We start from the raw sequence: 13,200 nt of genomic DNA on the forward strand, positions 1-13,200 counted from the left end.
GAACCCACCGGGCGGGCGGGGATCGGAGGATCAGTGGAACTGCTCGGCCTCGGTGGAGCCGGTCAGCGCCAGGGTCTCGGCGTCGGGGTTGAGCGCGGTGGAGACCTGGTCGAAGTAGCCGGTGCCGACCTCGCGCTGGTGCTTCACGGCCGTGTAGCCGTCCGGCACGGCCGCGAACTCGGCCTCCTGGAGGTCGACGTAGGCCGTCATGCCGTGCTCGGCGTAGCCGCGGGCCAGCTGGAACATCGAGTGGTTGAGGGCGTGGAAGCCGGCCAGCGTGATGAACTGGAAGCGGTAGCCCATGGCGCCCAACTCCCGCTGGAACTTGGCGATCCGGTCGTCGTCCAGGGCGGCCTTCCAGTTGAAGGAGGGCGAGCAGTTGTAGGCCAGCATCTTGTCCGGGTACTCGGCCTTGAGCGCCTCGGCGAACTCCCGGGCCTGGGCGAGGTCCGGGGTGCCGGTCTCCACCCAGATGAGGTCCGCGTACGGGGCGAAGGCCAGGCCGCGGGAGATCACCGGCGCCATGCCGGGCTCGACCCGGTAGAAGCCCTCGGCGGTGCGCTCGCCGGTGCAGAAGCGGGCGTCGCGCTCGTCCACGTCGGTGGTGAGCAGGTTGGCGGCCAGCGCGTCGGTGCGGGCGACGACCAGGGTCGGCACGTCGGCGATGTCGGCGGCCAGGCGGGCCGCGTTGAGGGTGCGGACGTGCTGGGCGGTGGGGACGAGCACCTTGCCGCCGAGGTGGCCGCACTTCTTCTCGGAGGCCAGCTGGTCCTCGTAGTGGATGCCCGCGGCGCCGGCCGCGATCATGGCCTTGGTGAGCTCGAAGGCGTTCAGCGGGCCGCCGAAGCCCGCCTCGGCGTCGGCGACGATCGGCACCAGCCAGTCCGGGCCGCCGTCGGTGCCCTCGGCGGCGTCGATCCCGTCGGCGCGCAGCAGCGCGTTGTTGATCCGACGCACCACCTGGGGGACGGAGTTGGCGGGGTAGAGGCTCTGGTCCGGGTAGGTCTGGCCGGCCTGGTTGGCGTCGGCCGCGACCTGCCAGCCGGACAGGTAGATCGCCTGGAGCCCGGCCTTGACCATCTGGACGGCCTGACCGCCGGTCAGCGCGCCCAGGGCGTGCACGTAGTCCTGCTCGTGGAGCTGCTTCCACAGGCGCTCGGCGCCGCGGCGGGCCAGGGTGTGCTCCTCGCGCACCGTACCGGACAGCCGGACGACGTCCGCCGCGCCGTACGTGCGCTCGATGCCGGCCCAGCGGGGGTCGGACGCCCACCGGGCGGCCAGCTCCGCCGCCTGCTGCTCCTGCTGCTGCCGAACCGACTGGGTCATGGTGATCGACTCCCGGGGATGCTCTGCGAAGGACGTTGCGAAGGATGTGAGCGACCTCTCACGACGTGGCGAGAGGGCGGCCGGGTGGCGCCGGGCAGCGGTGGAACACCGCGGGACGTGGTCACCCGGACGACAGGTCAGGGCAGTTGACCTGCCCGTTCGCCACCGTTCTGGGCGCCTCCCGGCCGCAGCACCGACTCTGGCAGCCGACGCGGCCGCCGTCACCGGTGGAGCCGTGCCAAGTTCCGCGAAGCCCGCCCGGCGAATCCGCGAAGCTTGCGAAGGCTTGCCCGGAGGCGTTGCGGCTAGGCTGCGCCGCACCGGCCCGACCCGACGGCCGGACACGGAGGTGCGGGGCGATGGGGAAGGCCTTCGCCGGGGCCAGGCTGCGCCGGCTCCGGGAGGAACGCGGACTGAGCCAGGCCGCCACGGCGCGGATGATCGACCTCTCGCCCAGCTACCTCAACCAGCTGGAGCACGACGCCCGCCCGCTGACCGTCCCCGTCCTGCTGCGGCTCACCGAGGCGTTCGGCGTGGAGGCCGGGTACTTCGCCCCGCCGGACAGCGCCCGGCTCGCCGCCGAACTGCGCGACGGCCTCGGCGAGGAGCTCGCGTCCGGCCGGATCACCCCCGGTGACCTCGACGAGGTCGCCACCCGACTGCCCGCCGTGGCAAGGCTGTTGACCGACCTCGGGCGCGGCCGTCGCACCCTGGCCGAGCAGCTCGCCGTCCTCGCGGGGGACCGGGGCCCGGCCGCCGACACCCGGACCCCGCACGAGGAGGTCCGCGAGTTCTTCTACCGCCGGCAGAACTACGTCCATGAACTCGACACCGCCGCCGAGGAGTTGGCGGGCGAGATCCGGCTGCGGCGCGGCGGGGTGCGGGCGGTGCTGGCCGAACGGCTGGCCGACGTGCACGGCGTACGGCTCACCTCCGGCGGGGAGCAGCTGCACCGGTACGAGCCGCGGACCCGGACGCTGCGGCTGTCGGACCGGCTGCGCCCCGGCCAGCAGGCCTTCCGGCTGGCCACCCAGCTCGGCTACCTGGAACACGACGCGCTGCTCTCCGAACTCGCCGCCCAGGACAGCCCCGAAGGCTCGGCCGCGCACTCGCTCACCCGGATCGGCCTGGCCAACTACTTCGCCGCCGCCCTCGTCCTGCCCTACGCCGCCTTCCACGCCGAGGCCGAGTCCGCCCGCTACGACATCGAGCACCTCGCCGACCACTTCGGCGTCGGCTACGAGACGGTCTGCCACCGCCTCAGCACCCTCCAGCGCCCCGGCCTGCGCGGGGTGCCGTTCTCCTTCGTCCGGGTCGACCGGGCCGGGAACGTCTCCAAGCGGCAGTCCGCCACGCCCTTCCACTTCTCCCGCACCGGCGGCACCTGCCCGCTGTGGAACGTCTACGACGCCTTCGCCGCCCCGGGCCGGGTCCACGTCCAGGTCGCCGCCATGCCGGACGGGCGCCGCTACCTGTGGACGGCCCGCGCCGTCACCCGCTCGCCCGGCGGCTGGGGCCGGCCCGGCAAGACCTTCGCCATCGGCCTCGGCTGCGAACTCCGGCACGCGGGGCGGCTGGTGTACTCCGCCGGCCTTGACCTGACCGACGAGGCCGCCGCCACCCCGATCGGCCTGGGCTGCAAGGTCTGCGAACGCCCGGCCTGCGCCCAGCGCTCGGCCCCGGCGATCGGCCGCCCGCTGGCCGTCGACGAGCACACCAGCACCTTCGTCCCGTACCCGGCGTCCTCCTGAGCGGTGCCGCACGGGGCGAGGCAGCCCCCGGAGGGCCGTCGGACGAGTACAACCACCCTTCCTGCCATCGGGTTTGGTGACATTGGGCGGCGGGCATCGCCAGCCCGGAAGCCCCGTGCACCACGGGCGGAAGTGAGGTGGGACGGATGGCCGGCGACGAGACGCCACAGCCCTTCGCGACGTTCTGCGGCAACTGCAACTGCGGTTGCCCCCAGGTGTTCCTGGACCGGGAGGCCCCGGTGGACCGGCGGGTGAGGATCACCGACGACTTCGGTCAGCAGATCCGGATGAGCGAGGACCAGTTCCGCGACCTGGTGCGCCAGGCCAAGGAGGGACTGCTGGACCTCTCGGCGGCTTCGGCCGGCTGAACGCGATCGAACGGCGCCCGGGGGCGGCGGTCCGATGACCCGCCGCCGGTCCGGCGAAAGGCCGTGGTCGCGGCCCGGGACTCGCCGATCGGTGTCGGGGACACGGACACCTCGCTCTACAGGAACGCGTGGTCGACCTCGCGCTCTGGCTCGACCACCACCGGCCCGTCCTGGCCCTGTGACCCGTCGTGGCCCTGTGACCGCTCGGGCCCGCGTCGCGCGGCGGTGGGTCTGGACTTACTAGGACGTCCAACTATATGGTCGACGGCAGGTCCGCGGTGTCAGGGAAGCCGGTGTGAGTCCGGCACGGTCCCGCCACTGTGACCGGGGAGTTCGTCCTCGCAGATGACGGCCACTGGCAGCCAGCCGGGAAGGCCAGGGGGCGGGCGTGGATCCGGGAGTCAGGATACCGGCCGCGGATGATCCGTGTTTTCCACGAGGATGGAGACGACACGCATGACTCCGGGCCGCTGTTCCCGCTCCGCTGCCGTGCTGCCGACCGTCGGGGCCCATCGCCCCTGACGGTTCGTCACTTTACGCCTGCCGCGACGGCGTACGACCGTACGTCCGCTGCCGCGGCGTGCTCTCTCCATTCCTCCTCTCCCCACCCGTGACGAGAGAAGGAACCGATGGTCCGCGAACTGACCCACTTCATCGGCGGCAAGCGCGTCGCCGGGACGTCCGGCCGCTACGGCGACGTCTTCGACCCCAACACCGGCCGGGTGCAGGCCCGGGTGCCGCTGGCCGACCGGGCCGAGGTCGAGGCGGTGATCGCCGACGCCGCCCAGGCCCAGCCCGCGTGGGCGGCCTGGAACCCGCAGCGGCGGGCGCGGGTGCTGCTGCGCTTCCTGCAACTGGTCGAGCAGGAGAAGGAGGAGCTGGCCCGGCTGCTCTCCGCCGAGCACGGCAAGACTGTGGCCGACGCCCACGGCGACCTCCAACGCGGCCTGGAGGTGGTGGAGTTCGCCGCCGGGATCCCGCACCTGTTGAAGGGCGAGTTCACCGACAACGCCGGCACCGGCATCGACGTCTACTCGATGCGCCAGCCGCTCGGCGTGGTCGCCGGCATCACGCCGTTCAACTTTCCGGCGATGATCCCGCTGTGGAAGGCCGCACCCGCGCTGGCCTGCGGCAACTCCTTCGTTCTCAAGCCCTCCGAGCGGGACCCGTCGGTGCCGCTTCGGCTCGCCGAGCTGTTCCTGGAGGCCGGGCTGCCGCCGGGCGTGCTCAACGTGGTCAACGGCGGCAAGGAGGCGGTGGACACCCTGCTGGAGGACGAGCGGGTGCAGGCCGTCGGCTTCGTCGGCTCCACCCCGATCGCCCGGTACGTCTACGCGACGGCCGCCGCCCACGGGAAGCGGGCGCAGTGCTTCGGCGGCGCGAAGAACCACATGATCGTGATGCCGGACGCCGACCTCGACCAGGCCGCCGACGCGCTGATCGGCGCCGGCTACGGCTCGGCGGGGGAGCGCTGCATGGCGATCTCGGTGGCCGTCCCGGTGGGGGAGGAGACCGCGGACGCGCTGGTGGCCAAGCTGGTCGAGCGGATCGCCGCGCTCAAGGTCGGCCGCTCGGACGACCCGGCTGCCGACTTCGGCCCGCTGGTCGGCGCCGACGCGCTGGAGCGGGTCCGCGGGTACCTCGACCTCGGGGTCCGGGAGGGCGCCGAACTCGTCGTCGACGGGCGGGACTTCCGCCTTGAGGGCCACGAGGGCGGCTACTTCCTCGGCGCCTCGCTGTTCGACCGGGTGACCCCGGACATGCGGATCCACCGCGAGGAGATCTTCGGCCCGGTGCTCACCGTGGTCCGCGCCGCCGACTACGAGGAGGCGCTGCGGCTGCCCAGCGAGCACGAGTTCGGCAACGGCGTGGCCATCTACACCCGGGACGGCGACACCGCCCGGGACTTCGCCCGCCGGGTGGACACCGGCATGGTCGGCGTCAACGTGCCGATCCCGGTGCCGATCGCCTACCACACCTTCGGCGGCTGGAAGCGCTCCGCCTTCGGCGACCTCAACCAGCACGGTCCGGACTCGATCCGCTTCTACACCCGCACCCGCACCGTCACCTCGCGCTGGCCCTCCGGGGTCAAGGAGGGCGCGAGCTTCACCATGCCGACGATGGGGTGAACGCCGTGCACACCAGTGAACTGACGGAGGACCAGGCCGCGATCGCCGAGGCCGTCGGAGCCTTCGCCGCCGAGTACCTGGCCCCGCACGCGGTCGAGTGGGACCAGGCCAAGCACTTCCCGGTGGACGTGCTGCGCAAGGCCGCCGACCTCGGCCTCGCCGGGGTCTACGTCCGGGAGGACGTCGGCGGCTCCCAACTCTCCCGGCTGGACGGCGTGGTGGTCTTCGAAGCACTGGCGGGCGGCTGCCCGTCCGTCGCCGCCTACCTGTCCATCCACAACATGGTCGGCTGGATGGTCGACCGCTACGGCAGCGAGGACCAGCGCCACCGCTGGCTGCCCGCACTCTGCACCGCCGAGGACCTGGGCAGCTACTGCCTCACCGAACCCGGCGCCGGCTCCGACGCCGCCGCGCTCGCCACCCGGGCGGTGCGCGACGGCGACCACTGGGTGCTGGACGGCGTCAAGCAGTTCATCTCCGGCGCGGGCGCGGCCCGGGTGTACGTGGTGATGGCGCGCACCGGCGGCCCGGGCGCCTCCGGGGTGTCCGCCTTCGTGGTGGAGCGGGACGACCCGGGGCTCTCCTTCGGCCCCGACGAGCGGAAGATGGGCTGGAACGCCCAGCCCACCCGCCAGGTCGTCCTGGACGGCGTCCGGCTGCCCGCCGACCGCCTGCTCGGCGGCGAGGGCGAGGGCTTCCGGATCGCCATGGCCGGCCTGAACGGCGGCCGGCTCGGCATCGCCGCCTGCTCGCTCGGCGGCGCCCAGAGCGCCCTGGAGCGCACCACCGCCCACCTCGCCGACCGGGAGGCCTTCGGCGCCCGGCTGCTGCACGCCCAGGCGCTGCAGTTCCGGCTCGCCGACATGGCCACCGAGCTGGAGGCCGCCCGGGCGCTGCTCTGGCGGGCCGCCGCGGCCCTGGACCGGGGCGACCGGCGGGCACCGCAGCTGTGCGCGATGGCCAAGCGGCACGCCACCGACACCGGCTTCGAGGTGGCCAACCAGGCGCTCCAACTCCACGGCGGCTACGGCTACCTGGCCGAGTACGGCATCGAGAAGATCGTCCGCGACCTGCGGGTGCACCAGATCCTGGAAGGGACCAACGAGATCATGCGCGTCATCGTCGCCCGCGGCCTGATCGGAGCCGCCTGATGAGTGCCGAGGAGGTCCTGGTCCACCGCGAGGGCCGCGCCGGGCTGATCGTCCTCAACCGCCCCAAGGCGCTCAACGCCCTCACCCACGGCATGGTCCGGCGCATCGCGCGCGCCCTGGACGACTGGGAGCACGACCCGGCCGTGGCCACCGTGGTGATCACCGGCGCCGGGGAGCGCGGGCTCTGCGCGGGCGGCGACATCGTGGCCATCCACCGTGCCGCCACCGGCGGGGACCCGGGCGCCGCCGAGGAGTTCTGGCGCGACGAGTACCACCTCAACGCCCGGATCGCCCGCTACCCCAAGCCCTACGTGGCCGTGATGGACGGCATCGTGATGGGCGGCGGAGTCGGCGTCTCCGCCCACGGCAGCGTCCGGATCGTCACCGAACGCACCCGGATCGCCCTGCCGGAGACCGGGATCGGCTTCGTCCCCGACGTCGGCGGCACCTACCTGCTCGCCCTCGCCCCCGGCGAACTCGGCACCCACCTGGCCCTGACGGCCGGCTCCGTCGGCGCCGCGGACGCCCTGCTCTGCGGGCTCGCCGACCACCACGTGCCCGCCGAACGCCTCCCGGCGCTGCTGGACGACCTGGCCGAACGGCCCGTGCACGACGCCCTGGAACGGCACGTCGCCGCCGCGCCGCCCGGTCCGCTGGCCGGGCAGCGCGGTTGGATCGACCGCTGCTACGCGGCCGGTTCCGTCGAGGAGATCCTCGACCGGCTCGGCGACAGCGGCGAACCGGAGGCGAAGGCGGCCGCCGACCGGATCGCGGCCAACTCCCCGAGCGCCGTGAAGGCGACGCTCGCCGCCCTGCGCCGGGCCCGGGCGCTCGGCCCGCTGGAGGCGGTGCTCGACCAGGAGTACCGGATCTCCTGCGCGGCGCTGGCCACCCCGGACCTCGCGGAGGGCATCCGGGCCCAGGTGATCGACAAGGACCGCTCGCCGCGCTGGCACCCGGCCACCCTGGCCGAGGTCGAGGACGCCGTCGTGGCCCGCTACTTCGCCCCGCTCGGCGAGCGTGAACTCGGCCTCGCCGCCACCACACCCCTGGAGCGCTGGTGACCCTCGCGATCGGATTCGTCGGACTCGGCAACATGGGCGGCCCGATGGCCGCCAACCTGGTCAAGGCCGGTCACCGGGTGACCGGTTACGACCTCTCGGCGGCCGCCCGGGAGCGGGCGGCCGCCCACGGCGTGACGGTGGCGGGCTCGGCGGCGGAGGCCGTCGCCGACGCCCAGGTGGTGCTCACCATGCTGCCGACCGGACGCCATGTCCTGCAGGCCTACGAAGAGTTGACGCTCGCGGCGAGCGGGGCGCTGTTCGTGGACTGCTCCACCGTCGCGGTCGGCGACGCCCGGGTGGCCGCGGACCTCGCCCGTACGGTCGGGCACCGGGCCGTGGACGCGCCGGTCTCCGGCGGCGTCCCCGGAGCCGAGGCCGCGAGCCTGACCTTCATGGCCGGCGGGGACGAGGCCGAGTTCGCCGAGGCGGAACCGGTGCTCGCCGCGATGGGCCGCAAGGTGGTCCACTGCGGAGGCTCCGGTGCCGGGCAGGCCGCGAAGATCTGCAACAACATGATCCTCGGCGTCTCGATGATCGCGGTGAGCGAGGCCTTCGTCCTCGGCGAGCGCCTCGGCCTCAGCCACCGGGCGCTCTACGAGGTCGCCTCCACCGCCTCCGGCCAGTGTTGGGCGCTCACCACCAACTGCCCCGTCCCCGGGCCGGTGCCGACCAGCCCGGCCAACCGCGACTACGCCGCCGGGTTCGCGGCCGCCCTGATGGCCAAGGACCTGGGGCTGGCCGCCGACGCCGCCACCGCGACCGCAGCGCCGACCGAACTCGGCCGCCGGGCAGCCGAGTTGTTCGCCGACTTCGCCCAGGACGGGGGCGGCGGGCTGGACTTCTCCGCCATCATCACCACGCTGAGGGAGCGCGCATGACGTACGGGACGATCCTGGTCGAGCGCAAGGGCCGGGTCGGGCTGATCACTCTCGACCGGCCGAAGGCGCTGAACGCGCTGAACACCCAGTTGATGAACGAAGTCGTGGCGGCGGCAGCGGAGTTCGACCGGGACCCGGCGATCGGCTGCCTGCTGCTGACCGGCTCGGCGAAGGCTTTCGCGGCCGGTGCGGACATCAAGGAGATGCAGTCGCTCGACTTCGTCGACGCCTACCTCGGCGACTGGTTCGCCGCCTGGGACCGCTTCGCCGCCCTGCGCAAGCCCGTCGTCGCCGCCGTCGCGGGCTACGCGCTGGGCGGCGGCTGCGAGCTGGCGATGATGTGCGACATCCTGCTGGCCGCGGACACCGCGAAGTTCGGGCAGCCGGAGATCAAGCTCGGGGTGATCCCGGGCATCGGCGGCTCGCAGCGCCTCACCCGCGCCATCGGCAAGGCCAAGGCGATGGACCTGTGCCTCACCGGCCGGATGATGGGTGCCGAGGAGGCCGAGCGGGCCGGCCTGGTCGCCCGGATCGTCCCGGCCGACCAGCTGCTCACCGAGGCGCTGGCCACCGCCGGGACCGTCGCGGCGATGTCCACCCCGGCGGCGGTCATGCTCAAGGAGAGCGTCAACCGCTCCTTCGAGACGACGCTCGCCGAGGGCGTCCGCTTCGAACGCCGGCTGTTCCACTCGGTGTTCGCCACGGCGGACCAGAAGGAGGGCATGGCCGCCTTCGCCGAGAAGCGGGCGCCGAAGTTCGAGCACCGCTGACGACCGGCGGGCGAGGCCGGGGGCAGAGGATCGCCCCGGCCCCGCCCGATTCCGGTCGGCCCGTGCTACCTGCCGGCCCGGCGGCTGCCGAGCCGCAGGCCGCCGAACACCAGGCCGCCCACGAAGAGGACGATCCCGATCAGGAGCAGCCAGAGCAGCCCCTTCACCAGGACGCCCACGAAGCCGAACACCACCGCGATGAGCAGGATGAACAGGAGCAGTGCCATGTCGTTCCCCTTCCGCTTCCTCGCCTCGTCCTCGTGTCCGCCGTCGGATGCCGCCGTCAGTGCTTGCGCCCGAAGGCGCCCTTGACCCGGTCGGCGGCGCCGCGCACGGCGTCCTTGACGTCGTCCGCGGCCTGCTCGGCCTTCGACTCGACCTGATCGGCCTGGCCCTCGCCCTTGAGCTTCTGGTCGCCGGTCACGTCCCCGGCCTTCTCCTTGGCCTTGCCGGTCAGTTCCTGCGCCTTGTTCGACAGGCTGCTCATCCGGTCCTCCCGTGGTCCGTCGTCCGTCGGCGACGTGGCTCCGTCGCCGCTGTTCGTCTCCGTTTGCCCCGTAATCGCCCTTCCATGCACCGGGGCGGATCGGTGTCCGGACGGGCCCGGGCCGCCCCGAACGCGTTCGTTACGATCGGGGGATGACCGCGAGAAGAGAGCCGATCAGCCGCCGGGAGCGCCCGGCGAAGCCCGCCCTGTCCCGTCGGTGGATCGTCGACACCGCCGTACGGGTCATGCGGGCGGAGGGGCTGGAGAAGGTCACCATGCGCCGCCTGGCCGCGGAGCTGGACACCGGCCCGGCCTCGCTGTACGTCTACGTGGCCAACACCGCCGAGCTGCACGCCGCCGTCCTGGACGCCCTGCTGGGGGAGGTCGACCTGACCGGCGGGCGCCCCGACGGCGCCGCGGCCGTCGAGGGGGACGACTGGCGCGAGCGGCTCCGCGCCGTCCTGGCCTCCTACACCGCCGTGCTCTTCGCGCACCCCCAGCTCGCCCGCTCGGCCGTCGTGGCGCGGCCCAGTGGCGAGAACTACCTGCGACTGGTGGAGTGCGTCCTCGGCCTGCTGTCCCGCAGCGGCGCACCCCGGGAGCAGGTCGCCTGGGGCGTGGACAAGTTGCTCCAGGACGCCACCGCCACGGCGGCCGAGCACGCGACCCAGGCCCAGGACCCGGCGTCCGACGAGGCCTGGAGCGCCACCGCCCGGGCCCTGCGGACGGCGGACGAGGGCACCCACCCGGCGATCCGGGCGCACATGCCCGTCCTGGTCGGCGGCTCGGCCGAGCAGCGCCTGCGCTGGGGCTTCGACGTGCTGGTCAACGGCATCACCGGGACGCCGGTCCCGGGCGCGGAGGGCTGAACCCTCCCGTCCGGCGCCCCGCCCACCCGGGGCCTCGGTTGTCCGGGGCGCCGGGCGTCGGCACGCCCATGGACGAACTTGTTCGGAACGAACATGTTCGTTACCGTGGAGGAGTCCGGTCAGTCCTCAGGAGGCACCCATGAGCACCCACCACCCCATCGCGATCATCGGCGGCGGTCTCGGCGGTCTCACCGCCGCCCGCGTGCTGCACGTCCACGGCGTCCCGGCCGTCGTCTTCGAACTGGAGGCCTCCGCCGCCGCCCGGGCCCAGGGCGGCATGCTCGACATCCACGAGGAGACCGGTCAGCGGGCGCTGCGGGCCGCCGGCCTGTACGAGGACTTCCTGGGGCTCGTCCACGCGGGCGGCCAGGAGATGCGCCTGGTCGGCCCCGACGCCGTGGTCCGCGTCGCGGAGCAGGACGACGGCACCGGCGGCCGCCCCGAGGTCGACCGCGGCGACCTGCGCGACCTGCTGCTGGCCTCGCTGCCCGAGGGCACCGTCCGCTGGGGGAGCAAGGTCACCGGCGTCCGACCGCTCGGCGGCGGCCGCCACGAGGTGACCTTCGCCGACGGGTCCACCGTCACCACCGACCTCCTGATCGGCGCCGACGGCGCCTGGTCCCGGGTGCGGCCGCTGCTCTCCGATGCCGTGCCCGCCTACACCGGCATCTCCTTCGCCGAGGCCGACCTGCACGACGCCGACGCCCGCCACCCGCGCAGCGCCGCCCTGATCGGCGGCGGCTTCTTCCTCGGCCTGGGCGGCGGCTGCGGCTTCCTCGCGCACCGGGAGAGCGACGGCAGCCTCCACGTCTACGCCGCCGTGCGGGCCGACGAGGGCTGGCTCGACACCGTCGACTTCACCGACCTCGCCGCCGCCCGGGCCGGCGTCCTCGCCCGCTTCGACGGCTGGCACGACGACCTGCGCGCCCTGGTCGCCGACGCGGACACCCTCACCCCGCGCCGCATCCACGCCCTGCCGGTCGGCCACCGCTGGGAGCCGACCCCGGGGGTGACGCTCCTCGGGGACGCCGCCCACCTGATGTCCCCGTTCGCGGGCGAGGGCGCCAACCTGGCCATGCTCGACGGCGCCGAACTCGCCGCGGCCCTGGTCGCCCACCCCGGCGACACCGCGGCCGCGCTGGCCGCCTACGAGACGGCCCTGTTCCCGCGCGCCGAGGCGTCCGCCGCGGACTCCGCCGCCAGCCTGGAGTCGATGTTCGGCGAGCACGGACTCGACCGGATGGTCGAGTTCTTCACCCCCGCCCCCGCCTCCGCCCCCGCCCCCGCGGCCGAGTGACCGGCTGACCGGCGCGCCGGTGCTCCCGGCGCGTTGCGCGGCGGGGTGCGGCCGCCCGGCTGAGATGCTCGCCCGGTGGAGACCAGGGACACGGGCCGGATCGAGGCGTTCAGCGACGGGGTGTTCGCGATCGCGATCACCCTGCTGGTGCTGGAGATCAAGATCCCGCAGGCGCACGGGGCGGCGGAGCTGTGGCGGGCGCTCGGGGCGCAGTGGCCGTCCTACTTCGCCTACGTGGTGAGCTTCCTGGTGATCGGGGTGGTCTGGGTCAACCACCACACCCTGTTCGCCCACCTCGCCCGGGTCGACCGCACCCTGATGTTCCTCAACCTGCTGCTGCTCATGCTGATCTCCGTGCTGCCGTTCCCGACCGCCGTGGTCGCGCAGAACCTGCGCAACGGCTCGGCGGCGAACGTCGCGGCGGCCGTGTACGGCGCGGTGATGGTCGGTCAGGCGGTGCTGTTCTCCGCCTTCTGGAACCACGTCACGCGCACCGTCCGCTGCTTCGACGGGCAGGTGGACGTGCCGGCGGCCCGGGCCGCCCGGTGGCGGTTCGAACTGGGGCTGGTGGTCTACCCGCTCACCGTCGCGCTGGCCTTCCTCTCCGCCCCGGCCGCCCTCGCCGTCCACGGACTGCTGGCCGTCTACTACGGGTTCAACCAGGTGCGGGTGCCGCTGCTGGCGCAGGGGACCTGACCGGATCGCGGAAACCACGGCCGGGGGAGCGGGAGTTGTCGTAGCGTCCGGGCCATGGACCACGCCTTCGCCACCCGCTTCGCCCAGGACTGGGCCGCCGCCTGGAACTCCCACGACCTGGAGCGCATCCTCGCCCACTTCACCGAGGACGTCGTCTTCGCCTCGCCCCGGATCGTCGAGCTGATCGGCGACCCGTCCGGCGAGGTGCGCGGCAAGGAGGCCCTGCGCGTCTACTGGCGCAAGGGCCTCCAGCACCTGCCCGACCTGCACTTCACCGTCGAGGACGTCCGGGCCTCCGTGGACACCCTCGTCATCAACTACCGCAACGAGCGCGGCCGGGCCGTCGCGGAGGTGCTCACCTTCCGCGACGGCCTGGTCTGCCACGGCCTCGGCGCGTACGGGCCGGAGGTGTAG

General features: G+C 73.6%; 14 protein-coding genes and 1 riboswitch. Of the genes, 11 read left to right on the forward strand and 3 right to left on the reverse strand.

Annotated elements, in window-relative coordinates:
- Nucleotides 1-30 precede the first annotated feature (30 nt).
- Complete coding sequence (gene aceA, locus ACFXOZ_RS06930; RefSeq protein WP_380588083.1) at nt 31-1,326, reverse strand: isocitrate lyase; 1,296 nt, start codon at nt 1,324-1,326, stop codon at nt 31-33.
- Nucleotides 1,327-1,685: 359 nt separating this feature from the next.
- Here aceA and ACFXOZ_RS06935 point away from each other — a divergent pair, with 359 nt between their 5' ends.
- From ACFXOZ_RS06935 to ACFXOZ_RS06965, 7 genes are all read left to right on the forward strand, one after another.
- On the forward strand, nt 1,686-3,077 hold the full coding sequence (locus ACFXOZ_RS06935; RefSeq protein WP_380588085.1) for a short-chain fatty acyl-CoA regulator family protein: 1,392 nt from the start codon (nt 1,686-1,688) through the stop codon (nt 3,075-3,077).
- 146 nt (nt 3,078-3,223) lie between these two features.
- Nucleotides 3,224-3,445, forward strand: a complete 222-nt coding sequence (locus ACFXOZ_RS06940; protein WP_380529809.1) for a hypothetical protein — start codon at nt 3,224-3,226, stop codon at nt 3,443-3,445.
- A 241-nt stretch (nt 3,446-3,686) separates the two neighbouring features.
- Nucleotides 3,687-3,878: riboswitch (cobalamin riboswitch) on the forward strand.
- Nucleotides 3,879-4,074: 196 nt separating this feature from the next.
- The gene (locus ACFXOZ_RS06945; protein WP_380588087.1) at nt 4,075-5,574 is read left to right on the forward strand and encodes a CoA-acylating methylmalonate-semialdehyde dehydrogenase; all 1,500 of its coding nucleotides are present in this window, start codon (nt 4,075-4,077) and stop codon (nt 5,572-5,574) included.
- Nucleotides 5,575-5,579: 5 nt separating this feature from the next.
- The gene (locus tag ACFXOZ_RS06950; RefSeq protein WP_380529806.1) at nt 5,580-6,725 is read left to right on the forward strand and encodes an acyl-CoA dehydrogenase family protein; all 1,146 of its coding nucleotides are present in this window, start codon (nt 5,580-5,582) and stop codon (nt 6,723-6,725) included.
- Nucleotides 6,725-7,789, forward strand: a complete 1,065-nt coding sequence (locus ACFXOZ_RS06955) for an enoyl-CoA hydratase/isomerase family protein (protein ID WP_380588090.1) — start codon at nt 6,725-6,727, stop codon at nt 7,787-7,789. Before ACFXOZ_RS06950 ends, ACFXOZ_RS06955 begins: the two co-directional genes overlap by 1 nt.
- Entirely contained in the window at nt 7,786-8,667 is an 882-nt protein-coding gene (mmsB, locus tag ACFXOZ_RS06960; RefSeq protein ID WP_380588093.1) for a 3-hydroxyisobutyrate dehydrogenase, read from the forward strand. Before ACFXOZ_RS06955 ends, mmsB begins: the two co-directional genes overlap by 4 nt.
- Nucleotides 8,664-9,437 carry an enoyl-CoA hydratase gene (locus ACFXOZ_RS06965; protein WP_380588096.1) on the forward strand — a complete coding sequence of 258 codons (774 nt, stop codon included), beginning with the start codon at nt 8,664-8,666 and terminating at the stop codon, nt 9,435-9,437. Before mmsB ends, ACFXOZ_RS06965 begins: the two co-directional genes overlap by 4 nt.
- A gap of 65 nt (nt 9,438-9,502) precedes the next feature.
- Here the strand turns inward: ACFXOZ_RS06965 and ACFXOZ_RS06970 are convergent, their stop codons facing one another.
- Nucleotides 9,503-9,664 (reverse strand): hypothetical protein, encoded by a 162-nt coding sequence (locus tag ACFXOZ_RS06970; RefSeq protein ID WP_360235922.1) that lies wholly within the window; start codon nt 9,662-9,664, stop codon nt 9,503-9,505.
- 56 nt (nt 9,665-9,720) lie between these two features.
- Nucleotides 9,721-9,924, reverse strand: coding sequence for a CsbD family protein (locus ACFXOZ_RS06975; RefSeq protein WP_380588099.1), 204 nt, complete (start codon nt 9,922-9,924; stop codon nt 9,721-9,723).
- Nucleotides 9,925-10,076: 152 nt separating this feature from the next.
- Between ACFXOZ_RS06975 and ACFXOZ_RS06980 the strand changes: the two genes are divergently transcribed.
- From ACFXOZ_RS06980 to ACFXOZ_RS06995, 4 genes are all read left to right on the forward strand, one after another.
- Entirely contained in the window at nt 10,077-10,793 is a 717-nt protein-coding gene (locus tag ACFXOZ_RS06980; protein WP_380588102.1) for a TetR/AcrR family transcriptional regulator, read from the forward strand.
- A gap of 139 nt (nt 10,794-10,932) precedes the next feature.
- Entirely contained in the window at nt 10,933-12,090 is a 1,158-nt protein-coding gene (locus tag ACFXOZ_RS06985; protein ID WP_380588105.1) for an FAD-dependent oxidoreductase, read from the forward strand.
- 75 nt (nt 12,091-12,165) lie between these two features.
- Nucleotides 12,166-12,786, forward strand: coding sequence for a TMEM175 family protein (locus ACFXOZ_RS06990; protein WP_380588108.1), 621 nt, complete (start codon nt 12,166-12,168; stop codon nt 12,784-12,786).
- A gap of 54 nt (nt 12,787-12,840) precedes the next feature.
- Nucleotides 12,841-13,200: a nuclear transport factor 2 family protein gene (locus tag ACFXOZ_RS06995; protein ID WP_380530739.1), complete on the forward strand. Its 360-nt coding sequence runs from the start codon at nt 12,841-12,843 to the stop codon at nt 13,198-13,200.

It is taken from the genome of Kitasatospora sp. NPDC059160 (genome assembly GCF_042755465.1).
In the GTDB taxonomy this organism is placed as follows: Bacteria; Actinomycetota; Actinomycetes; order Streptomycetales; family Streptomycetaceae; genus Kitasatospora.